The sequence below is a fragment of the Paenibacillus agaridevorans genome (assembly GCF_003112455.1).
Classification (GTDB): Bacteria; Bacillota; Bacilli; order Paenibacillales; family Paenibacillaceae; genus Pristimantibacillus; species Pristimantibacillus agaridevorans.
In genome coordinates, this window is sequence record NZ_BDQX01000423.1 from 32,416 (window position 1) to 54,848 (window position 22,433).

Below are 22,433 nucleotides of genomic sequence, written 5' to 3' on the forward strand. Positions count from 1 at the left end.
GCTTGCGGCGGGAACGGCGATTGCGGTCGGCAATGTAGACGCGCATGCCGGCGTGCCGGGCGTCGGCGTCGTAACTCCGGGCAAGCTTGTCATGGCAATGGGCACCTCGCTTTGCCATATGCTGCTCGGAACGGAGGAGAAGGAAGTCGAAGGGATGTGCGGCGTGGTGGAGGACGGCATTATTCCCGGTTACTACGGCTATGAGGCCGGTCAATCGGCGGTTGGCGATATTTTCGAATGGTATGTGGAGGAGGCGGCTCCGGCTTATGTGTTTAAGGAAGCGGAAGCGGCTGGCGAACATGTGCATGCGTACCTGACCCGCAAGGCGGAGGAGCTTGCGCCGGGACAATCCGGCTTGCTGGCGCTCGATTGGTGGAACGGCAATCGCTCCGTACTCGTCGATACCGACCTGACGGGCGTGCTGTTCGGGATGACGCTGCAGACGAAGCCGTGGGAAATTTATCGCGCGTTGCTGGAAGCGACGGCGTTCGGCACGCGCAAAATTGTGGAGGCGTTCCATGCGAGCGGAGTCGAGGTGAACGAGCTGTACGCCTGCGGAGGGCTGCCGCAGAAGAACCGTCTGCTGATGCAGATATACGCCGATGTGACGAACCGCGAGATCAAGATCGCGGCATCGAAGCAGACGCCGGCCTTGGGAGCGGCAATGTTCGGCGCGGTGGCTGCAGGCGCGGAGAAGGGCGGCTACGACAGCATTGTCGACGCGGCGGCGGCGATGGCGCGCGTGCGCGAGGAAACGTTCAAGCCGAACCCGGAGAGCGTTGCGCTGTACGACAAGCTGTACGAGGAATACCACCGCCTTCATGACTACTTCGGACGCGGCGACAATGCTGTTATGAAACGGTTGAAAGCGGTAAGAGAATCGGTCGGAGGAAACCGTACGTATGTACAACAAATGTGAAATCCGAATCCATAACTGGCAGCGATAGACATCGGAAGGCGTATCGCCGTCCGCAGGCAGGTCCTCAGAGCTTCGGTATTTCTCTGAGGTTCCCGCAAATCCTCCAATCCCTTGCCTCCCGAACATGCAGGAAATGGCCCCCATATGCTATACTCTACGTATGACTACCGAACATTCCGAACCCAACCAACATCCACATATAGGCACGAAGTTGTGCGCGCAATGCGGCGAGATGAAGCCGCTTAACGAGTTTTTGCGCCGCACGGGGCGACGCGCGGGCGGACAAGGCCGGCGCGGCACCTGCCGGGATTGCCGCCGCGGGCGGCAGTCTGTCGAATCGCTCCCTGCCAAAGGAGCGGTCCGGCATCCGCAGCATGCGCCGAAAGCGGAAGCGGCCCAGCCTTCTGCCGGCCAAGGCTCTCAAGCGGCTTCCTCGAGCGACCCCGCGACGCGCAAGCAGCGAGGACGCGGGCATAAGAGGCGGCCCGCCGCCCAGCCCAGATTGCTGGCGGAGCCGCCGAAGCGCGGCACGCATGATCCCGCGGACGCCTCCTACCTGCGAACGACCGCCAGCGGCTTCATCCGCATGCGCGGCAAGACGGATAACGGCCGCCGCTGGTATCAGGAGGTCGAATTGGAGCTGGCGCAAATTCTGGTGCGGGAAGGCGCGGCCGTCGTCGTTAATCGTTCGACGATCAGGCGTCTCTACAGCAATAAGGAATTCCGCAAGCTGATCCTGACACGAGACAATTATACATGCCGCTTCTGCGGCCAATACGGCGATACGATCGATCACGAGCTGCCGCGCGCGAAGGGCGGTCACACGACGCCGTTCAACTGCATCTGCGCGTGTTACGAATGCAATCAGCGCAAGGCGAACAGGGACGTTGACGAATTCAGAAGCTCGCTGGAGGATGAATTCGTATAAGGGCGTCATGCTGCAGTTGAGCGCGTCAATCGGCAAGCGGGCGTCATGGGAGTTGCGTGGCGCCCTGTTTGCCAATGGCTTGAAGCGACGAAACGGAGGATGGCTATGGAGAATTGGCTGGGACGCTCGCTAAAGCACAAGCTGTCGTTATTGATTATTATTTCGGTGCTGGTCCCGGTGCTGTCTCTCGGGTTGTTCTCCTACAATATAGCTGCAGGGCTGACGGAGGAGAAGGCGCAGAGCTCGGGGATGAACACGCTCCGCCAGATCGGCGCCTATCTGGAGAACATGGTCACCGACGTCGAGAACCAGTCCTTATTCATCATCGGCCATCCTGACGTACAGAACTACTTAAGGACACCGGAGCAGGATCTCTTTAAGCAGACCTCCATCATCGGTTTGTTGACTACGTTGTCCATTTCGAAGCCGTATATCGCGAACGTCATTATCGAACCAGACGCGGACAAACCGCCCGTATCGTTTAAGTCGGTGGTGGGCTCCGAATTCAAGGATATTAAGGAAAGCATTCCGAACTATTACGCGACGCATCCCAAGTGGTGGTCGGCGGTTCATCTTCAGGTAACCTCCGATAGCAGCAATGAGGTTATTACGATGTCTCGTCCCATTCGCAGCACGCAAAGATATTTCGACCTCGGCATGCTCAAGATCAGCTTGCTGCAATCCGTTATTTCCACTCATCTCAAGCGGGCCGGCCTGGAGGGCGGCGGCATCGTGCTGCTGCTCGACAGCAACAATCGTATTCTGGCTGGTCCGGACGGGTATTCCACGGAGCTTGGATTGGAAGACTATTATCCCGGGATCAGCCCGTTCCATGATCTGTCGGGTTCTTTCTACTATGGCGAGAATGCCGACCGCAAGTCTGTGTTGCATCATTCTATGGAAGCCGTGGAGTGGAAGCTTGTCGGAATTACGCCGGTGCAGTCGTACAAGGCCGAGAATCGGTACTTCCTGACGCTTACCGCCATAGCCGTCAGCGTCGCGATGGTCTTCGTCATTGCCTTCGTCTTATTCCTTATTCAAAAGGTGACGAACCCGCTGTCGCAGCTCACGCGGTTTTTAAAGCATGCCAGCCCGGACGAGCCGCTGCCGACGCTGCCGGTCGAGACGATCGACGAGGTCGGACAGCTCATTATTACGTACAATCGGATGAGTTCGAAAATCGTAAATCTGACCGATGAGGTAAAGCGGAACGAAGCGCTCAAGAAGGAAGCGGACATGTCCGCGCTGCAGGCGCAGATCAACCCGCATTTCCTGTATAATACCTTATCGTCCGTGCATTGGATGGCCCTGATGAAAGGCGAATCCAAGATCGCCGACATGGTAGGCTCGCTTAGCGACTTTTTGCGCTTTAGTCTAAACAAAGGGCAGGAATATTGCGCGATCAGCCAGGAAATTCTCCACATCGATCATTATGTGAATATTCAGAGCATCCGCTACCCCGACAAGTTCGAATACGAAGCCGACATTCCGTCGCAACTGCTGGACCGCCGAATGCTCAAGCTGCTGCTTCAGCCGTTGATCGAGAACGCGATGCTGCACGGTATTCTCACGAGAGAGGGCAAGGGCCGCATTGGGGTCAAGGCGTGGGAGGACGGCGATATCATTACGTTTTCCGTCACGGATAACGGTGTTGGCATGAGCCCCGGGAAGCTCGAGGAACTGAGGGAGAGAATCGATCATCGGGCCGCCCAGCATTCTCCGGATGGGTCGATGGAGAACGCCCCTGCCTCGACGGGCAGCAGCTACGGCCTTCGCAACGTCCATAACCGGCTGCTGCTGCATTATGGGCCCGAGTCAGGCTTGATTTTGGAGAGCCAAGAAGGCGTGGGCACGAATGTGACGTTCTCGATCAAGCCATCGCATGTTGCGCGAGAGCAGGAGCGCGAGCTGGAGCGGGAGAGGCAACAGGAGGCCGGTGAATCGGCAGCATCGTTAACAGGGGATTCCGAGGGAAAGGGGGAACGTAAATGAAGCTGCTTATCGTGGACGACGAGGTTATCATACGGACGGGACTAAGCACCGTGATCCAATGGGAGGAGAACGGTATTACATTGCTGACGCCTGCCGCATCCGCCGAGGAAGCGCTGATGCGCATTCCGCTGGAGAAGCCGGATATCGTGCTGACCGATATACGAATGACGGGCATGACGGGACTGGAGATGTCTCATGCCATTAAGCGCGATTATCCGTGGATCGAGATTGTCGTCCTGTCCGGCCACGACGATTTTTCCTATGCCCAGCAAGCGATCCGGAACGGGATCGGTGATTATTTGCTGAAGACAAGCCGTCCGGGAGATATTATGTCCGCGGTTATGAAAGCCCGAGGCAAGATCGTCAGCAGCAGGGCTGCCGTGCAGGAAGGGCAAGCCCATCAGACGGCGTTTCGCTGGAAGCTGCTGGACGGGCTGCTCCGGGGAGGGCATACGCCGGCGGAAGCGGAGATCGATGAAGTATTGTCCCATTATCCGGAGCTGCGGCTGGGATCGGATTGGGAGACGCTGGAGCTCTGGATGATAAGCCCGGGCGAATCGCTGCATATGAAAGAACAGCTTAAGCAACCGCTGCGCTTGATCGGAGACAAGCTTAAGGACTCGCTAAACTGCGCCATTTTGGACTGGAACAACGGCTGGCTGATCTTCTTCCGATCCGGGCAGCCGGCAGCGGGGAGAACGGTGCGCGCGGCGATTGACGCAGTTGGGCGGACAGCCGAAGCGCCCGTCTTTACGGTCATCGGCAAACGAGCCGCGGGTCTCGTGGAGCTGCGCGAGTCGCTCAGAACCGCAGAGCAGACAGTGGCGTATCGCTGGCTGGCCGGCGGAAGCGGCGTGCTGGACTACGAGGAAATCAAGGATCGGAAAGGGATGCGCGCCGTCTGTTCCCAGGAGGAAGAAGCGGCGCTTATCGCGGTGCTGCGCGGCGGCAGCGAGGAAGCTTTGCGGATCTGGATTCGGGAGATGCTTGCGGCCATTTTGCGAGACCCCGAAGCCACTCCGGGCACGATGACCTCGTATTTGCATTCGTTGCTCGTCGCAGGCGTGCGCTGGCTGGAGCGCGCGGCGGAATCCGTCGGCCGGCCGACGCCGTCTATCGCCAGCATGGAAGACACGAATGAGAAAAGGCTTGCGGAATGCCCCGAAGAGTCGATGATTCGGGTGCTGACAGAGGTTCTCGCGGAATACAAGCGGCTAAACGGCGGGCGAAGCGATGCGATCGAGCGGACGCTGTCGTACATCCGGGAGCATCTGGACCAGAGCTTGACGCTTGCCCAGGTCGCGGCGAACATTCATATGAATCCCAATTATTTCAGCAAGCTCTTTAAGCAGGAGACCGGCAAAACGTATATCGAATACTTGACGGAAGCCCGTATGGAATGGGCGGCGAAGCTGCTCCGGGAGACGCCCGCGAAGGTTAGCGAAATCGCAAAGCGGGTAGGCTATGAGGATATGAAGCACTTTAATCACCTGTTCAAACGGCATACCGGCGTAACGCCTTCGCAGTTTCGTCAAGGGTGAACGCACGAGTGATCGGTTGCGGGTCGTTAAATAGGATAGGGAGCAGCTGAGCTGATTGACGCGAAATATAAAAAATGTCTTGTACCCATGCATCTAATCGATCAGGCGAAACGATTTTCGTCTGGATGTTAGATGTTTTTTTGCGTAATAATACTTCAGTATAAGAAAAAATAAGATGATTGCGTTTACTTGTGTGTAAGGTTTTAGCTCATCCATAATAAGGATCTTTCATGCGAGGGAATAGGTCGAAAGGGGACAAAGGATAAGGTGGACTCAGAGCGTTAGATAGTCTAAAGGTTGATTATTCAGCATTGGAAGCGATGCCATATATTTGGGATAAGGTGAATTTTCACCCTATTGGGACTGAAGATTCCCCCCTACGCCGATGAAGGTTTGCCCACTATACTTAGATTACATTACATGGAGGGGGATTAAACGATATGAAAAAACGACTTTCCTTAATTGTCAGCGTTACCACGATGTTAGCTTTAATGACAGCTGCTTGCGGAGGCGCCAATGAGCCATCCAGCAACGGAGGCAGCGGCAACGCCGGCGGCGAGAAGGCGAAAATTACGGTATGGCACAACTTCTCTGGCGACGACTTGCGCGCCAAAGCGGTTAGAGAGCTAATCGAAAATTATAAAACAAACAACCCGAACGTAGAAGTGGACGCGCAGGCCATTCCGGTCGACGGATACCGTCAACGTCTGAGCACGGTTGCCGCAGCTAACGAAATGCCGGACGTGTTTTTCGTTTACGCGGGCAGCCAATCGCAAGAATTTTACGATGCCGGACTATTGCAGCCGATTACGGAGCTGGCGGACGAAAACCCGGATTGGAAAAACAACTTCATGGAAGGCGCGTTCGACCGCTTCTCCTTCGAAGAAGGCCAAATCTACTCCGCTCCGCTCGCGATGTCCGCGACTTCGTTCCTGTACTATAACAAAGACCTGTTCGACGCCAACGGCGTAACGGTGCCGACGACTTGGACAGAGCTGATGGCTGCCGTTAAGACATTCAACGACAAAGGCATCACGCCGATCGCATTGGGCAACAAAGCGCCGTGGGTGGCGCAATCGACGATCATCGGCTCCCTGGCTGACCGCGTAACGGGAACAGAGTGGTTCCTGAAAGCGGTTAAGGGCGATGGCGCTTCGTTTACGGATCCGCAGTTCGTAGAGGCTCTAAGCAAGTTTAAGGAGCTTGTAGACAACAAAGCGTTCCAAGAAGGCGCAAACAGTATCGACAATACGCAAGCCGAGCAATATTTTGTACAAGGCAAAGCAGCTATGATGGTATCCGGCGCATGGACGCTGACAAATCTGGCGGCATCCGCAACGGATGAGCAGATCGCTCCGATCGAAGTGACGACGCTGCCAGCCATCGAAGGTGGAGCAGGCGCGGCAGGAACGATCTCCGGCGGCGCAGGCGGAGGCTTTGCGCTCAGCAAGAAGACGACAGGCGCGGCCAAAGACGCGGCGCTGGATCTAATCTACGCGGTCAGCGGTCCGGACGGGCAAAAGGCAATCGCGGAGAGCAACTCCATGGTTATGTATAAGATGGAGCTGGACGAGTCCAAAGTCAGCCCGCTGTACTTCAAAGCGTTCAACCTGGCCAAAGAATCCGGCATCACGCCGGTATATGACGCTTACCTCTCCGCGGAAGCGGGAGAAGCCATCAACAATGGTCTGCAAGGGCTGATGATGGGCGACAAACCGGAGGACATTGCTAAAAAGCTGCAAGACGCGCAAGTTCGCTCCACTCAGCAATAGTATCAATCACACTCTAGCTATCCAAGGAGGCTGCTGTCATGCCTGCATCCCTGCGCAGTAAAAGCTTCGTCGTATTGGCGCTGCTTCCTGCACTGCTGATATTCCTGGTCTTCGCCATCATCCCGATTTTCTGGTCCGCCTACTACGGCTTCTTTGATTGGAAGGGGCTTGGCGCCGCCAAGTTCATCGGGCTGAATAACTACGAAATGATGCTGCAGGATCCCATATTCTGGAGGGCGCTGAAGAATAACCTCATTCTCGTCGCGTCGGCGATCATCGGCCAAGTGCCCATCGCCCTCCTGCTTGCCCTGCTGCTCCTGAAAAACTCCTGGTTCAACCGGCTTCTCCGGTCTGCCGTCTTCCTGCCGATGGTGCTGTCCACAGTCGTGGTCGGCCTCATCTGGGGGTATATCTACCATCCGCAGATCGGCCTTCTGAACCAAGTGTTGGAGGTGCTGGGACTGGACTCCTGGACCCGTGCCTGGCTCGACGATCCGAAGATCAATATGTTTGCGGTGTCCATTCCGATTAACTGGGCGAATATCGGCCCTTATCTGATCATCTTCATCGCCGCTCTGCAGAACATCTCCTCGGAGATCGGCGACGCGGCGAAGATCGACGGCGCCATTGGCTGGAGAAAGCTGTTCTACGTTACGCTGCCGATCATCTGGGGAACGGTCGTCGTTACGATCGTGCTGTGCATCTCCGGAAGCCTGAAGGCGTTCGACCACGTCATCGTCATGACGGGCGGCGGTCCGGCGCAATCGACGGAACTTCTTGCAACGTACATGTACAACAACAGCTTCACCATCTATCGCTACGGTTACGGTTCTGCCGTATCCACGATGATTATTTTGATCAGCGCCTTGCTCATTGGGCTTAACTACATCATTACGAAGAGACGCGGGTAATGGGCATGGCTAATCAGCACCCGGATGAAGGAGTGATAGACGATGCAAGGAACGACTGACGTCCGGTCCTCGGATTCGAACGGTTCGCTCTGGCGGAAGCCGGTCTCCGGCGTGGTCAAAACATTGCTGCTCGTATATGCGGCCGTGACTTTGTACCCCCTGTATTGGTTGATGATCAGCGCGTTCAAGTCGAATCAGGAATTTTTTAACCGTCCTTATGCCTGGCCGCAGAACTTCCAGATTGACAACATAACGAGAGCCTGGGATCTGGGAAAGATGGGTCAAGCGTTAATCAACTCGACCATCGTAACTTTGGCGGCGGTCGTGCTGACCATCGTGCTGGGCACGCTGGCGGCATACGCGCTGGAGCGTTTCACTTTCAAGATGAACAACATTATAAAGGGAATCTTCTTGCTGGGCATGCTGATCCCGATTCACAGTACGCTCGTGCCGCTCTTTATCTTTATGAACAAGATCGGCTTGCTGGATACGTACTGGTCGCTTATTCTGCCGTACACGGCATTCGAGCTGCCGATCGCGATCTTCCTCGGCATGGCTTACCTGGCCTCGATCCCGAGAGAAGTAGAGGAAGCAGCGATGATCGACGGCAACGGCTGGTGGGGCGTATTCGGACGCATCATCTTCCCGCTATGCTTGCCGGTTATATCGACGGTTACCATCCTGGCGTTTCTGCGCTTCTGGAACGACTTCTCCTTCGCGCTGGTGTTTATCAACTCGCAAGCGCTGAAGACTTTGCCGCTCAGCCTCTCGCTTTTCTCGGACGGCTTCGGCACGGACTACAGCTTGACCATGGGCGCGATGTTTATCGCTGTCATCCCGACCATCGTCATCTATCTGATCTTCCAAGAGCAGATCATGAAGGGTATGGTCGCAGGCTCGGTCAAAGGTTAATCGCCTTTGTCCGGGCTTTTTTTTGTGCGGGGGTACGGGCTCGCAGGCGCCTCGTTGTGCTGGGGGTGCGCCGAGGCGAAGGCGCTATAATGGCAGGTTGCGGCGTGTCGAAGGCGTTATGCTGGCAAGCAGCGTCCGACTTTACCCGATGGCAACTGCAAACGCACGGTGTAACGGACACAGACGACTCTATTCGGGGCAAATGGGACATATGCGAAAGCTAACGGACAAGAGAAGCGCTGTTGCACCAATATGAGGTCTACCCGGACCCCAAGGATATGGTTTTCCAGTAGAAATAGTCTCATAAGGACATGATGTCAGAACTGTAAGAATATGATACGATAGGACTAATCTATCCGAAGAGGTGATCATGGCGTGTTAGGACGCAGCGGCAATCCCACGTTAAGAGATTCAACGTTCGAAAAGACAGGCTCGCTCGTCAGCGGAGAACGCATGACGATCGAAGGCACTGTAAACAAGATGTTCATTACGCTCGCCATCCTGCTGGGCGGCGCATTCGCTTCCTGGAGCATGTACGCGAACGGACAAACGAACATTATGGCGCTGGCCATCGGCGGCGCGATTGCGGGCTTCATCCTGGCGCTTATTATCAGCTTCAAGCCAACGGCGGCCCCGTATCTAGTACCGATCTACGCGGCTTGCGAAGGATTGTTTCTTGGCGCGATCTCCGCGCAATTCGAGAGCCTGTACAACGGCATTACGCTGCAAGCCTCGGCGCTGACGATGTGCGTATTTATTGCATTGCTGGTCGCGTACCGCTTCCGCATCATCCAAGCGACGAAGAACTTCAAGCTTGGCGTATTCGCGGCTACCATGGGCGTTATGCTGCTGTACCTGCTGAGCTTCGTTCTGGGTTTGTTCGGCGTCACGATTCCTTATCTGCACGAAAGCAACTGGATCGGCATCGGCATCTCCATCGTTATCGTTATTATAGCGGCGCTCAACCTGGTGCTGGACTTCGACTTCATCGAATCCGGCGCAGAGCAAGGCGCTCCAAAGTATATGGAATGGTACGGCGCGTTCGGCTTGCTCGTGACTCTCGTCTGGCTGTACATTGAAATTCTCCGTCTGCTTTCGAAGCTGGCGAGCAGAGACTAATTGCGGCGGCAACCAGCCGTACATATGGAGCAAAGAGGCGGGACGGCGGTCCCGCTTTTTTTTTGGTGTTTTAACAATGTTGTATCCAATCATATAGAAAGCTGAGGTGTGCGGGAATGAAGAGAGCGGAACTGGCGGCGTTTTGCAAAGGGTTAAACGGCGCGATGGAGGACTATCCGTTCGGACCGGATCCGCTGGTCATGAAGGTCGGCGGCAAAATGTTTGCTTTGATCGGAACGAATGGAAGCGTGGATAATATCTCGTTGAAATGCGAGCCTCATATGGCGGAGCTCCTGCGAATGGAACATGAAGCGGTGAAGCCGGGTTACCATCTGAACAAAAAACATTGGAATACCGTTACGATCGATGGTTCGGTCCCGGATAACGACATTAGAGAGATGATCCGCCACTCCTACGAACTGGTCGTCAAAGGGTTGACGAAAGCGCAACGGGCGGAGCTTGGCTAAGCTTGGATAAGGATTACAGCAAGCAGATGTCGGTGATCATTGTCACTGGATTGGAAAGAATCCGCGACATGTTTGAAGGGAAAATGAGGAATTTGTCGAATGAAAATAGGGATGTCGAAAATAAAACGAGACGGTAGAGGTGGACAAGTTGTTGAAGAGATGGTTGCTGCTCACGGCTGTTCTATTGCTGATGAGCATGGGGACGGCTGCTTACGCCGCCGAAGGCGAAGCGAAGTCGATGACTCACGGGGAAGTATTGGTCGAACTAGGTTTGATTAACGGAACAAATGAAGGGCTGCAAGAAGATCGGGAGATCAACCGCGCCCAGATGATCGCGATCGTGAACCGTCTGAGCGAGCGCGAAGGCGACAAGCCGTTCGCTCCGCCGGCCGTGCCGACCTTCTCCGACGTGCCGAAGACGCACTGGGCGTATGCGGATATCGAGAAGGCGTACGCAAATGGCGTCACGACGGGAATCGGGCAAGGCAAGTTCGGCGTGGGCAATAAAATCACCCACCAGCAAGCCGTTACCCTGCTGGCTCGCACGGCCGGCTACGAAATCGATTATGCAAACGCGGTCGAAGAAGGTTGGGAGTTGGGCATTTGGCTGGACGCGGATAAGCCGGCAACGGCAAATCTGTATCGGAGCGATGTATTCGAGCTGATGGTATCCACGCTCGCGTTGTCCATCGATGAAGAGGAAGAATTGTACTTCTTCCATTTGATTCCGTCCATCAGCCAAGAGCATCGCGATTGGCTCATGAGCGACGCGAACATTTACTTATACAACCCGATGATGCAAGATTTTGTTTACGAGCCGATTGCCGACAGTTACTCCGGCGACGATGAGGGATATGCCGAGGCTTCCCGGAGACAGTTTGTATATACGACCGAGGTTGCCAAAGTTCTGGAGCTGTACAAAGGGGCAAGAGAAGAAGCGGCATTCGATGCTTTCTTTAAGCGTGCTTCTGGCGGCAAAACCTCTATTGCGCTGCCCTACGAGTGGAGCTCCTTTGAGCTTGACGGTGAGTGGGGAGAGTTCGGGTACTACGGATCTACCCGTGCAGAGTTGACTGCAGACGGTGTATTTGCCGGCACGATTGAAGCGACGGAAGGAAACGACTACCTCGAAGCCGAGACGCTTAGCGTATGGCAATACGGGACGGTTACGGTGGACGGCAAAAAGGTAACGCCTTATTATGTGCTTATGGAGCTTCCGCTTGGATTCGAGGATGATTTCGAATTTTACGAACTATTCGTTCTCGTAGACGACCAAGGCGTCTACAAGGCAGCTGCCGTAGGCTCGCACGGCGATGGCGTATACGTAAGGAAGTAGAAGGAACGGGAAGGACGTGAATGGCAGTGACGAATCTGCAGCTTGGCTCGCTGGTGCTCAATGCGGAGCTTCTGGTCGTATTGGCCGCAGGTCTTATGGGGTTGTTTGCGGTCCGATTGCGGCTTAGAGGGCGAAGCGAGCGGGATACGTCCCCTGCCTGGAACGCTATAGGGATATGGATTGCTGTCTGGAAGGGAAGCCTCCTTCTCACTGATGCGGTTGCCGTTATTCGGCAGCCTCTTTCTTTGCTCTATTATGACGGTGGAACGATCGGCTTCTGGCTTGCTTGCGTGTGCGGGTTAACCTATCTCCAATATCGTTATGGCAAAATGTATGGAGCAGCCGATGCCTGGAAAATTACCGGTGCATTCGCAGCAGGCTGGAGTACGGTGTATTTGATGGCGATCATCATTCTGGACAGGGCTTCTGCGGGGTATGCGCACTGGCTGGGCATGTTTGTGTTTGCAACAAGCATGTTCCTGCTGGCCGGAATATGGCGGATTAGGCCAAGGAAAGCGGCAGAAGAGGACCAGAGCGAGGGAAGCGCCCGTGCGGAAAGCAGTTTGCGGCGAATGGCCGTTCCTGGCGCCGGGCTGGCGCTGCTGCTGGTGTTAGTCAGCTATATGGCGTTCGATCAGACGGAGCGGCTGATGGAGCGGACCGAGAACCGCAACGGTAATTCGGGCGTTGGAGCGCGTGCGGGAAATATCGCACCGGCTTTTGAATTGAATAACTTATTTGGAGAAGAAGTCGCGCTGGCAGATTACAAGGGGCGGACGGTGCTCGTCAACTTCTGGACGACATGGTGCCGGGTTTGTATGACGGAGATGCCGCATGTCCAGAAGTTGCATGAAGATTATAGGGAGCAGGGCGGGGATGTAGCGATTCTGTCCGTCAACGTGACGAGCCAGGAGCAGGGCGAGGAACAGGTGCGGCAATACGTAGAAAAGCGGTCGCTGGACTTCCCGATCGTATTGGATCGGAGAGGCAGGGCCGCGGACGATTACCGCGTAGCGGCCTATCCGGCTACCTTCATCGTAGACGGAGACGGCATCATCCGCGAGCGTTTCCTTGGCGCTATCAGCTACGATGACATGAAGATGCGCATTGAGCGCGTACGCGACAAATATCCTGCAGAGCAATAAGGGGCCTTATCCCCAGTGCGATGGTCGTTCCAATGCCGGAGGCAGTAGCGTGTCCCTGTCTCCCTTGGCGGCATTGATCTGAAATGGCGTGAGGAACAAGCTGTCGCTCAGATTTGCTCCGCATAGATTCGTATCCCGGAGATCAACTCCGATCATGTCGGCTGACCGCAGATCCCCTCCCGACAGGTCGGCCGCAATGAGATAGGCCCCCCTAAGATTGCTGCCTCGCAAGTCCATGCCCCTTAAGTTTGCTCCCATGAGGTCGATTCTGGGACCGATCGGTTTTCCTTTATATTTCGGCAGGGCAGTTTTGCCTCCGCGAACGAGTCCATCCCTCACAAGCTCGCTCCCTTGGATGAGCGCAAGATTAACGTCCATACGATGTGCCGCGATATCCTGTTGGCGCAGTTTTTCGGCGGGTAGCGATGCCAAGGCATCCGTTGCTGCGACATATTGCCGAAGCTTCTCGTGAATGCCCGCAGTCTCCTGCCTTGCTAACAAATCGCCCAAATACCAAAGCAATTCGTGCAGTAAACGGATCGCATGGAAAGCTTCGAACATGTTCCCGGCCAGCTTGGGTTCGTCTCGCCAGCTTGCTCCCCCGAAGGTTTCCTGAGATACGCGTTGTCCCGCGCCGAAGCAATCGAATACGGTGCAGCCGCGGTAGCCGATGTCCCTGAGCCTGTCGTGAACGCCGCATCGATAATCCACTTGCAGATGCCGGCATGGCGTACCGGCCGCCTTGGTGGCGGCGAAGTCGGAGGAGGCTTCGAATGGCAGCGCCGTGCAGCAGAGACCGAAGCAGCTTTCGCAGCGGGCCCTGAGCTCTCTGTCTGGAGGAGATGCCTTGGCACCAATGTTTGTATCCATTTCGTTTGCCTGCTTTCGTTCTGGTTTTCTTTCACTTTAGCCTTCGATTGGCCGATGCTCAATGGAAATAATCATTTTAGTTATTTTATACCATTTTTCTTTGCGGGTCCTTGCTCTTGTATTCCGCTTGGAATTTTGGGACAATAAGGCTGTATGTCCAGCGCCAAAGGAATTTGTGGCCGACACAAGGGCATGAAGAGAGGAAGCACAATGAGCAAACCATCCATTTATGGACTGACTATAGAACAATTAACGGATTGGCTGGCGGAGCGCGGACATAAGAAGTTCCGGGCCACGGCGGTGTGGGAATCGCTGTACCGCAAACGCATAACGAACTTTGACCGCATGGAGGAAGTGCATCCGACCTGCGTGTCCCTGCTCAAGGAACACTTCGTCATCGGCACGATGGAAGAGCACGTAAAGCAGGAGTCCGTCGACGGTACCGTAAAATTCTTGTTCCGCCTGTCGGACGGCAATCTGATCGAGACGGTGCTGATGCGCCATAAATTTGGTCTGTCCGTCTGCGTGACTACGCAAGTCGGCTGCAATATCGGATGCAGCTTCTGCGCGAGCGGGCTGCTGGCAAAGAGCCGCGACTTGACCGCCGCCGAGATCGTGGAGCAGATCGCGAACGTGCAGCTGCATCTGGATGCGGCCGGCAAAGGGGAGCGGGTCAGCCATATCGTCGTCATGGGCATAGGCGAGCCGTTCGACAACTATAAGCATATGTCCGACTTCATCCGCATCGTTAAGGATCACAAAGGGCTTGCCATCGGCGCGCGCCATATTACGGTGTCGACGAGCGGTCTTGCGGGCAAGATTCGGGAATTCGCGGACGGCGATCTAGGCGTCAATCTGGCGGTATCGCTCCATGCGCCGAACAACGAGCTGCGTACGCGCATCATGAAGATCAACAAGGCGATTCCGATCGAGAAGCTGATGGATGCCATTGATTATTACCTGGAAAAAACCCGCCGGAGAATGACGATGGAATACATCCTGCTGAAGGACGTCAATGACGGAACGGAGCAGGCGCTGGAGCTGGCTGAGCTGATGAAGCCGCGCAAGGGACTCGTTAACGTGAATCTGATTCCGTACAACCCCGTCGACGAGCATAGCCAGTATCAACGGAGCGAGCAGGATTCCATCCGCGCGTTCTACGACGTCATGAAGAAACAAGGCATAAGCGTAAGCGTGCGGCTGGAGCATGGCGCGGATATCGACGCGGCTTGCGGACAGCTGCGAAGCAAGCAGATGAAGGCGGCGAATTGAAAATCGCAGCCCATAGGTAGACGATACCCCTCGGCGGACGAGACGGCAAGTGAAACTTGCGGTTCCGCACGGAGGGGTTTTCATTGATTAGGAAATTATGAATTTCGGCCGTTGTTCTTTATATAGAATTTATATAATTCGGGGATTGAACGGGCGGTTAATGAGCAGGCGGATATGTCGACCGACATGCACGAGTATGAAATTTCGAGTACAATGGCGCGTCTGAGGGGCTGTGCGTTCGAATGAGTATGAAATTTCGAGTACAATGGATCGTCGGAGGGGCCAGGCGATCGAATGAGTATGAAATTTCGAGTACAATGGTCCGTCGGAGGGGCCAGGCGATCGAATGAGTATGAAATCTCGAGTACAATGATGCGTCTGAAGGGCCAGGCGATCGGATGAGTATGAAATTTCGAGTACAATGATGCGTCTGAAGGGCCAGGCGATCGGATGAGTATGAAATCTCGAGCACATCGCCCCCCGTTTTAGCGAAGGATACCACGACCGGCGGCTTATTCCGCATCGCTGCAAAGGAAGATTCTTCGGCGACATCGATTTAAAGCTCGTCGCATGGCTGCCTTTCAGGATTTAAGTCGGCGCCATCGATCTAAAGCTCGCCGACCGGCTGCATTCCAAGATTTAAGTCGGCGCCATCGATCTAAAGCTCGTCGCATGGCTGCCTTTCAAGATTTAAGTCGGCGCCATCGATCTAAAGCTCGCCGACCGGCTGCATTCCAAGATTTAAGTCGGCGCCATCGATCTAAAGCTCGTCGCATGGCTGCCTTTCAGGAATTGAGCCTCGGAATGAGCAGGAATCTACATGCGCTCTGTTCCGCTTGCAACGATGGGGCTGCAAATATGACACTCGAAAGGCCTTCTTATGAGAAGTTGCTTGCACAGCTTCGACGTTGACGTGCACCAGGAGCCGATCAGGTAAAGTAGTTTGCTACTCGAGACAACAGACCAAAAATCGATGGCCCCCTGCACGTTGCAGTGGGTCCTTTTTTTGTAGATTCAAATAGGTATTTATACATATTTGTACTAAATAGGGTTTGGGGAGTGCATAATTTGCAAAAATGCATCGTTTTTTTGGGCATGTGAGGAGAGATTAGAGGTTTCTAAAGCTATCTTAAGGTTTTCTTTAGCTTCGCTTACGGTTGCCTTACAAAATGAGGGTTATGATTGAACTATCGGATTAACGAATGCGAAAGGGTGGGAACTTATGATCACGATGATGGGCATCAGTCATCAATTCAAGATAGGCAAGAAAGGCAAGGAGCGGATCGTACCGGTTCTGCATGATATCGATCTCAGCGTGGAGAAAGGAGAGATCGTAGCTATCGTCGGCCGGAGCGGATCGGGCAAATCGACGCTGCTGAATCTCATGTCCGGCTATATCCGGCCTACGGCTGGAGAAATTAAGGTAGCGGGACGAATGGTCACGAAGCTGGACGAGGGGGCTTGGGCGGATTTCAGATTGGCGCATTACGGCTTTATTTTTCAAAACTTTCAGCTTATATCGAGCATGACCGCCTACGAGAATGTAGAGCTGCCGCTCGTGCTCAAGGGAGTGGGGCAGTCCGAACGACGGAAGCGGGTCGAGAAAATGCTGGAGAACGTCGATATCGCGGCATTCGCCAGCCACTATCCGAGCGAGCTGTCCGGCGGGCAGCAGCAGCGGGTTTCGGTCGCGAGATCGCTTGTTTTGGAGCCGCCGATCGTGCTGGCGGACGAGCCGTCCGGCAGTCTCGACAGCGAAAACGAAAAGTCGCTGCTGACGATGATCAAGCAGCTCAATCATGAGCTTGGCATCACGTTCGTCATCATTACGCATGACGATCAGGTTGCCTCCGTCGCTCATCGCACAATCCGTCTTCAGGACGGCAGGCTGGCTCGCCAAGCGCCGCTCGTTTCGGTGGAAAGCATCAAGGAAACGTTTGACCTGGCGAAAGGAGGACATCACTCATGAAGTTTGGCGATCAACTACGATTTGTACGACAGAACATGAAACGCAACAAAACGCGTCTGTTCATGACCGTGCTGGCGACGGCTATGGGCTGCGCATTCCTGACCGTACTCGCCTCTGTCGGCTTCGGTCTGCAGCAGAGCATGGTCGAGGAGATTACCGGGGACCGGCTGGTAACGGAAATTACGATCTACGGCAAAAATCCCGACAAGTTCGATACGCAAGGCATTCAAAACGGAGACATCGACTACTTCCAGTCGCTCCCTAACGTCAAGGCGGTCACTTACCGCAATTATATCCAGCAGTATATGGATCCTTCCATCGATGGCAATCCGGTTAACGTCAATCAGAGAATCGGCATGGATTTCGAAGCGGAGAAGCAAGCGGGCTTCGGCCTCAGCGCAGGACGGCTTCCCGAAGGGAATAATGAAATCGTCATCGGCTATCATATTCGCGAAGTCATGGACGAGGAGGGACGGCCGTCTAGCGAGCTGCCGGCTGCCTCGGAGTGGGTTGGCAAAACAATGACGCTGCAGGTAAGCTATTACGAGGACGGAGAGCTGGCGAAGAAGCCGCTGGAGACCGTCATTGTCGGCGTCGCGGAGCAGCCGACCAAGGAATGGAATCGCGACCGCAATATCTACATGGGCGAAGAGATGCTGACGCAGATCGAAGCCATTACCGGCACGCAGCTCGGCGAACTGCCGTACTTTGAGGTGGCGCCGACGAAGGAGCAGGTGCAAAAGCTGATCGAGCAGCTTCCCAAGCCGACCGGCGAGCGTCAATACCAGGATGTAACCGTCGTTGCGGAAAATGCTTCGAAGGTAAAGGGCATCGCGGAGAAGATCCGGGAGCAAGGTTACTTCAACCATTCCATTGCGGATGAGCTAAAGCAGGTGAACATGCTCTTTACCATTATGAAGATCGGTCTCATCTTCGTCGGAACGATTGCCGTCCTGATCGCATCCATCGGCATCTTTAATACGATGACGATGGCGGTGACGGAGCGGGCGCAGGATATCGGCATTATGAAGGCGATCGGCGCGCATCCGTCCGTGATTCGACGAGTGTTCCTGCTGGAGAGTAGCTTGATCGGCTTGTTCGGGGCGATTATCGGCACCTTGGTGTCGTACGCCATCTCCTTTGCCGTGAACGCAGGCTTGCCCATCATGATCGAGGTGCTTATGGAGGAGACTCTCCCGGCAGACTTCAAATTTTCGGTCATTCCTCCGTATCTGGCAGCGCTAACCTGCGTGATCGCGCTTGGCGTAGCGTTGATATCCGGCCAGCGGCCGGCGAGAAGGGCGACTCGCATCGACGTTCTGAGCGCGCTGCGGCGCGAAGTGTAAGGGACGCAGTCTCTGACTGTTCCATTCCCTTCATGGCAGATGAGCAAAGGGCGAGAGCAGCGGCTTCTCGGCTTTTACATCGGCGGCCCACTCATGGCGGGCGGAGGCGCCCATCTTTCCTGATGTCAGTCGATTGTCATTGACAGAGCATCGCGTTGTGATTTATGATTGCTACTAATTTCATATGCAATTGAAATTCGATGACGAGAAAGAGTACGTTAAGCGAACGATCCGCAGAGAGTTGGGACTGGTGCAAACCAACGTTCGGGCGCTAACAGAAAGCCATCTCCGAGAAGCAGGCTGAACCTAGAGTAAGCTCTGCCGCAATTCCGGCGTTATATGGAACGCGTATTGATGGATACGTGAGCGGAGTGTCGCTTCATATGGAAGCGAAACTAGGGTGGTAACACGGGTGCAGACTCGTCCCTTTATGGGGACGGGTCTTTTTTGTTGTCTATGGGATACATGACAAGAGAGGAGAATGGCAATGGCAGAGCTTAACATGGGGGACTTCGTATCCAAGGCGGTGCGCGATATGAAACCTTCGGGCATACGGAAGTTTTTCGACTTGATTGACGGCAGAAAAGACATCATCTCGCTGGGAGTGGGGGAACCCGATTTCGCCACCCCGAAGCTGGTCAGAGATGCGTGCATTACCGCGCTGGAGAAGGGTAGGACGTCCTATACGCCGAACTCGGGACTTCCGGAGCTGCGGGAAGGCATCGCCGAATACCAGCACGCCGAATTCAAGGTGCAGTATGAGCCGGGAAACGAGGTGCTCGTTACGGTCGGCAGCAGCGAGGCGATCGATCTGGCCCTGCGCGCCATCGTGACGCCAGGCGATGAGATTCTCATTCCGGCGCCATGTTATATCTCCTATTCTCCGATTACGCAACTTGGCGGCGGCGTGCCGGTGGCCGTAGAGACGCTCGCTGCGGATGGATTCAAGCTAAGGGCCGAGTTGCTGGCCAAAGCGCTGACCCCGCGCTCCAAGGTGCTAATGTTGTGTTATCCAAACAATCCGACGGGGGCCGTTATGTCCTACGAGGATTGGCTGCCGATCGCGCGGCTCGTGCAGGAACATAATCTCGTGGTCATTGCCGACGAAATCTACTCGGACCTGACCTACGATCGCAAACACGTTTCGTTCGCCTCGCTTCCCGGTATGAAGGATCGGACCATTCTTGTCGGCGGGTTCTCCAAGTCCTTTGCAATGACGGGATGGAGAGTAGGCTACGCGTGCGGACATCGGGAATTGATCGGGGCCATGCTCAAGATCCATCAGTATACGGTTATGTGCGCGCCGATCCTGGGCCAGATCGCGGCGATCGAATCGCTGCGGAACGGGCGGGAAGAGAAGGACTTTATGGTCGAATCGTACAGCCAGCGGCGCAAAGTAATCGTTAAAGGCTTGCAGGAAATCGGCCTGCCATGTCACGAGCCGCTTGGCGCGTTCTACGCGTTCCCCTCTATCGCGCATACGGGGCTAACCTCGGAGCAATTTGCGCAGAGACTATTGAGCGAGGCTAAGGTGGTTGCGGTGCCGGGCGACGTTTTCGGGCAAGGCGGCGAAGGTTTCCTCCGCTGCTCGTACGCGACTTCGCTTTCGAAAATTAACGAGGCGCTGGACCGGATGGGGCAATTCCTTAGAACGCTGTAGCGCAGCGTGCATCAGACAAGTGAAACCCCCGTCAGGCCGTCGCGTAGTACAGGGTTAGACAATTCGGCTCGCCCCCCGAGCCGAATTGCCGAACTGGGAACGGCGGGCCGCGATTGCGGTTCGCCGTTATTTTTGCTATTTTGAATGCATGGACGACGTGTTGCAAGGCTAGAGAGAATAACGGGAAGCTCCCTTTATTTTCGCGTTGGCAGATGGAATAGTTATAAGCCGACTCCATAAAGAGCGGCGATGAGGAGATGGAGCAGATGGCTTACGAGCCGAAGATGAAGGAAACCGAACATAGCGTAATTGAATTCATCGAAGCGGTCGAAAGTCCCAAGAAGCGGGAGGATGCTTACCGGCTGCTGGAATTGTTTTCGGAGACGACGGGTTACGAAGCCAAGATGTGGGGACCCAGCATTATCGGCTTTGGCTCTTATCATTATAAATATGCGAGCGGCCACGAAGGGGATGCGCCGCTTGCCGGATTCTCCCCGCGAAAGGCGAAGATCAGCCTCTACTTGACGGCATGCGAGCCGGAACGCGAGGAGCTGCTGAAGGCGCTCGGCAAACATACGACCGGGGCGGCTTGCGTCTACGTCAACAAGCTGGCCGATATCGATCTCGATGTGCTGAAGCGGCTGATCGTCGCTACTGTCGAACATGTGCAGGCAACCTATCCCTCCGAGGGTTGATCGGAAGTAAAGCAGGTCCAAACCGGATAGTCAAAAGTGAAGATTGGCGAGTAGATAGCCCGTTCCCCCCTATTTATAATAGGCTTTAAGCCAATATGGGGGAGTGAAGATGAACAATGAACAATCTATTTTACAAGCCGGAGGATGGCTGGCTCGCTGACGTTATCCCCTTTTATGAGGATGGGGAATTCAGATTGCTGTATTTAAAAGACTGGCGCAACAGGGAGGAGTATGGCGAAGGCACGCCGTGGTTCCTGCTCGGAACCAAAGATTTTGTTCATTATAAGGAGTATGGCGAAGTGTTGCCGCGAGGCGGCGAGTCGGAACAGGATTTGTATATTTATACGGGCTGCATTTTGAAGGCAGGCGACCTGTACCATATATTTTATACGGGCAACAACTTCCATTATCCGGCGCAAGGCAAGAAGCAGCAAGCGGTCATGCATGCGGTCAGCCATGATATGCTGCACTGGGAGAAGAAGCCGGAGGATGCTTTTTTTGCGCCTGAGGATCGCTACGAAGTGCACGATTGGCGAGATCCCTTTGTTTTCTGGAACGAGGAGGCGGGGGAATATTGGATGCTGCTTGCAGCCCGGCTCAAGGAAGGCCCGGCCAATCGCCGCGGCTGTGTTGCATTATGCGCCTCCAAGGATCTGACCGCTTGGGAGGTGCGAGATCCGTTTTGGGCGCCATATCTGTATACCACTCACGAATGCCCCGATCTGTTCCGCATGGGAGATTGGTGGTATCTGATTTATTCGACCTTCTCCGATCGTACGGTAACCCATTACCGGATGAGCCGGTCGCTGGAGGGGCCGTGGCTGGCGCCGGACAACGACGCGCTGGACACGCGGGCGTTTTATGCGGCCAAGACGTGGAGCGACGGCGAACGGCGATACGCATTCGGGTGGAACCCGACCCGGGAAGGGGAGCATGATGGCGGCACCTGGCAATGGGGCGGCAATCTGGTCGTGCACGAAATACAGCAGCAGCCGGACGGCGCTTTGACGGTGAAAGCTCCGGACACGGTGAACGGGATGTTTTCCTTGGAACGCGACATTGCTTTGCGCAAGGTTCTCGGGCAGTGGGCTTTTGCCGAAGGTTCTGCAACGGTTGACGCTCCCGATCATTTTGCTTGTGCTTATGGCGGCCTGCTGCCGGTAGGAGCGATCAAGCTGGAAGCCAAGATTGAGTTTGACAGCAACACGAGAAGCTGCGGATTTGTTCTTCGGACGGATGAAGCATTGGAGCAAGGTTACATGATTCGTCTTGAGCCGGCAAGAAGCCGAATTGTTGTGGATCAGTGGCCGCGCAAGGGCGATATTCCCTATGCGGTTGGCATGGAACGTCCCGTGCAGTTGGCGCCGGATAAACCGTGTACCTTGCAGATTTATCTGGAGGGCGAAGTGTGCGTAGTCTATGTAGATGGAGAGGTTGCCATGAGCACGAGACTGTACGACTTTAAAAGCGGCGGATGGGGCATATTCGTAAGCGAAGGCGGCGCCAAATTCGACATCCGGCAGCTGGAGCCGGTTATGGAGTAATCAATCATAAAGATGTTAGAAGCGGGGCCCCCCCC

General features: G+C 55.0%; 18 protein-coding genes and 1 other annotated feature. Of the genes, 17 read left to right on the top strand and 1 reads right to left on the bottom strand.

Annotation, left to right across the window (positions count from 1 at the left end; translation table 11 throughout):
* From PAT3040_RS39285 to PAT3040_RS32025, 11 genes are all read left to right on the top strand, one after another.
* The coding region (locus PAT3040_RS39285; protein WP_258235267.1) for an FGGY-family carbohydrate kinase at window positions 1–919 on the top strand (919 nt) is incomplete at its 5' end.
* Between the two features lie 160 nt (window positions 920–1,079).
* Window positions 1,080–1,847 carry an HNH endonuclease gene (locus PAT3040_RS31980; RefSeq protein ID WP_258235268.1) on the top strand — a complete coding sequence of 256 codons (768 nt, stop codon included), beginning with the start codon at window positions 1,080–1,082 and terminating at the stop codon, window positions 1,845–1,847.
* A gap of 105 nt (window positions 1,848–1,952) precedes the next feature.
* On the top strand, window positions 1,953–3,839 hold the full coding sequence (locus tag PAT3040_RS31985; protein WP_108995860.1) for a sensor histidine kinase: 1,887 nt from the start codon (window positions 1,953–1,955) through the stop codon (window positions 3,837–3,839).
* The gene (locus PAT3040_RS31990) at window positions 3,836–5,380 is read left to right on the top strand and encodes a response regulator transcription factor (RefSeq protein ID WP_108995861.1); all 1,545 of its coding nucleotides are present in this window, start codon (window positions 3,836–3,838) and stop codon (window positions 5,378–5,380) included. Before PAT3040_RS31985 ends, PAT3040_RS31990 begins: the two co-directional genes overlap by 4 nt.
* A 440-nt stretch (window positions 5,381–5,820) precedes the next feature.
* Window positions 5,821–7,152, top strand: coding sequence for an extracellular solute-binding protein (locus PAT3040_RS31995; protein ID WP_087568249.1), 1,332 nt, complete (start codon window positions 5,821–5,823; stop codon window positions 7,150–7,152).
* Window positions 7,153–7,190: 38 nt separating this feature from the next.
* Window positions 7,191–8,063: a carbohydrate ABC transporter permease gene (locus PAT3040_RS32000; RefSeq protein WP_108995862.1), complete on the top strand. Its 873-nt coding sequence runs from the start codon at window positions 7,191–7,193 to the stop codon at window positions 8,061–8,063.
* 42 nt (window positions 8,064–8,105) lie between these two features.
* Window positions 8,106–8,975, top strand: coding sequence for a carbohydrate ABC transporter permease (locus PAT3040_RS32005; protein WP_108995863.1), 870 nt, complete (start codon window positions 8,106–8,108; stop codon window positions 8,973–8,975).
* 375 nt (window positions 8,976–9,350) lie between these two features.
* Entirely contained in the window at window positions 9,351–10,094 is a 744-nt protein-coding gene (locus PAT3040_RS32010; protein WP_087568252.1) for a Bax inhibitor-1/YccA family protein, read from the top strand.
* 116 nt (window positions 10,095–10,210) lie between these two features.
* The gene (locus PAT3040_RS32015; protein ID WP_108995864.1) at window positions 10,211–10,561 is read left to right on the top strand and encodes an MmcQ/YjbR family DNA-binding protein; all 351 of its coding nucleotides are present in this window, start codon (window positions 10,211–10,213) and stop codon (window positions 10,559–10,561) included.
* 151 nt (window positions 10,562–10,712) lie between these two features.
* Window positions 10,713–11,897, top strand: coding sequence for an S-layer homology domain-containing protein (locus PAT3040_RS32020; RefSeq protein ID WP_146200619.1), 1,185 nt, complete (start codon window positions 10,713–10,715; stop codon window positions 11,895–11,897).
* A 20-nt stretch (window positions 11,898–11,917) separates the two neighbouring features.
* Window positions 11,918–13,042 (top strand): TlpA family protein disulfide reductase, encoded by a 1,125-nt coding sequence (locus PAT3040_RS32025; protein WP_108995866.1) that lies wholly within the window; start codon window positions 11,918–11,920, stop codon window positions 13,040–13,042.
* Between the two features lie 6 nt (window positions 13,043–13,048).
* On the opposite strand, the gene PAT3040_RS32030 is transcribed toward PAT3040_RS32025, so the two are convergent.
* Window positions 13,049–13,912, bottom strand: a complete 864-nt coding sequence (locus PAT3040_RS32030; protein ID WP_108995867.1) for a pentapeptide repeat-containing protein — start codon at window positions 13,910–13,912, stop codon at window positions 13,049–13,051.
* Between the two features lie 210 nt (window positions 13,913–14,122).
* On the opposite strand from PAT3040_RS32030, the gene rlmN reads away from it, so the two are divergent.
* The 6 genes from rlmN (at window position 14,123) to PAT3040_RS32065 (ending at window position 22,398) form a co-directional block, all read left to right on the top strand.
* Entirely contained in the window at window positions 14,123–15,184 is a 1,062-nt protein-coding gene (gene rlmN, locus PAT3040_RS32035) for a dual-specificity RNA methyltransferase RlmN (protein WP_087568257.1), read from the top strand.
* Between the two features lie 1,222 nt (window positions 15,185–16,406).
* Window positions 16,407–17,153 carry an ABC transporter ATP-binding protein gene (locus PAT3040_RS32045; RefSeq protein ID WP_108995868.1) on the top strand — a complete coding sequence of 249 codons (747 nt, stop codon included), beginning with the start codon at window positions 16,407–16,409 and terminating at the stop codon, window positions 17,151–17,153.
* Entirely contained in the window at window positions 17,150–18,499 is a 1,350-nt protein-coding gene (locus PAT3040_RS32050) for an ABC transporter permease (RefSeq protein WP_108995869.1), read from the top strand. The genes PAT3040_RS32045 and PAT3040_RS32050 overlap by 4 nt, the downstream gene beginning before the upstream one ends.
* A 191-nt stretch (window positions 18,500–18,690) precedes the next feature.
* Window positions 18,691–18,930: a binding site (T-box leader), on the top strand.
* Between the two features lie 56 nt (window positions 18,931–18,986).
* The gene (locus PAT3040_RS32055) at window positions 18,987–20,159 is read left to right on the top strand and encodes an aminotransferase class I/II-fold pyridoxal phosphate-dependent enzyme (RefSeq protein ID WP_305778797.1); all 1,173 of its coding nucleotides are present in this window, start codon (window positions 18,987–18,989) and stop codon (window positions 20,157–20,159) included.
* Window positions 20,160–20,425: 266 nt separating this feature from the next.
* Complete coding sequence (locus tag PAT3040_RS32060) at window positions 20,426–20,854, top strand: DUF1801 domain-containing protein (protein WP_108995871.1); 429 nt, start codon at window positions 20,426–20,428, stop codon at window positions 20,852–20,854.
* Between the two features lie 116 nt (window positions 20,855–20,970).
* Window positions 20,971–22,398 carry a glycoside hydrolase family 32 protein gene (locus PAT3040_RS32065; RefSeq protein ID WP_108995872.1) on the top strand — a complete coding sequence of 476 codons (1,428 nt, stop codon included), beginning with the start codon at window positions 20,971–20,973 and terminating at the stop codon, window positions 22,396–22,398.
* Window positions 22,399–22,433: the final 35 nt, after the last annotated feature.

What these genes read in the sequence shown, in the direction of transcription:
- PAT3040_RS32030 (WP_108995867.1), bottom strand. Translation starts at nt 13,912, where the DNA reads ATGGATACAAACATTGGTGCCAAGGCATCTCCTCCAGACAGAGAGCTC.
- PAT3040_RS32045 (WP_108995868.1), top strand. Translation starts at nt 16,407, where the DNA reads ATGATCACGATGATGGGCATCAGTCATCAATTCAAGATAGGCAAGAAA.
- PAT3040_RS32005 (WP_108995863.1), top strand. Translation starts at nt 8,106, where the DNA reads ATGCAAGGAACGACTGACGTCCGGTCCTCGGATTCGAACGGTTCGCTC.
- PAT3040_RS32000 (WP_108995862.1), top strand. Translation starts at nt 7,191, where the DNA reads ATGCCTGCATCCCTGCGCAGTAAAAGCTTCGTCGTATTGGCGCTGCTT.
- PAT3040_RS31985 (WP_108995860.1), top strand. Translation starts at nt 1,953, where the DNA reads ATGGAGAATTGGCTGGGACGCTCGCTAAAGCACAAGCTGTCGTTATTG.
- PAT3040_RS32065 (WP_108995872.1), top strand. Translation starts at nt 20,971, where the DNA reads ATGAACAATCTATTTTACAAGCCGGAGGATGGCTGGCTCGCTGACGTT.
- PAT3040_RS32055 (WP_305778797.1), top strand. Translation starts at nt 18,987, where the DNA reads ATGGCAGAGCTTAACATGGGGGACTTCGTATCCAAGGCGGTGCGCGAT.
- rlmN (WP_087568257.1), top strand. Translation starts at nt 14,123, where the DNA reads ATGAGCAAACCATCCATTTATGGACTGACTATAGAACAATTAACGGAT.
- PAT3040_RS32025 (WP_108995866.1), top strand. Translation starts at nt 11,918, where the DNA reads ATGGCAGTGACGAATCTGCAGCTTGGCTCGCTGGTGCTCAATGCGGAG.
- PAT3040_RS32050 (WP_108995869.1), top strand. Translation starts at nt 17,150, where the DNA reads ATGAAGTTTGGCGATCAACTACGATTTGTACGACAGAACATGAAACGC.
- PAT3040_RS32015 (WP_108995864.1), top strand. Translation starts at nt 10,211, where the DNA reads ATGAAGAGAGCGGAACTGGCGGCGTTTTGCAAAGGGTTAAACGGCGCG.
- PAT3040_RS31995 (WP_087568249.1), top strand. Translation starts at nt 5,821, where the DNA reads ATGAAAAAACGACTTTCCTTAATTGTCAGCGTTACCACGATGTTAGCT.
- PAT3040_RS31980 (WP_258235268.1), top strand. Translation starts at nt 1,080, where the DNA reads ATGACTACCGAACATTCCGAACCCAACCAACATCCACATATAGGCACG.
- PAT3040_RS31990 (WP_108995861.1), top strand. Translation starts at nt 3,836, where the DNA reads ATGAAGCTGCTTATCGTGGACGACGAGGTTATCATACGGACGGGACTA.
- PAT3040_RS32060 (WP_108995871.1), top strand. Translation starts at nt 20,426, where the DNA reads ATGGCTTACGAGCCGAAGATGAAGGAAACCGAACATAGCGTAATTGAA.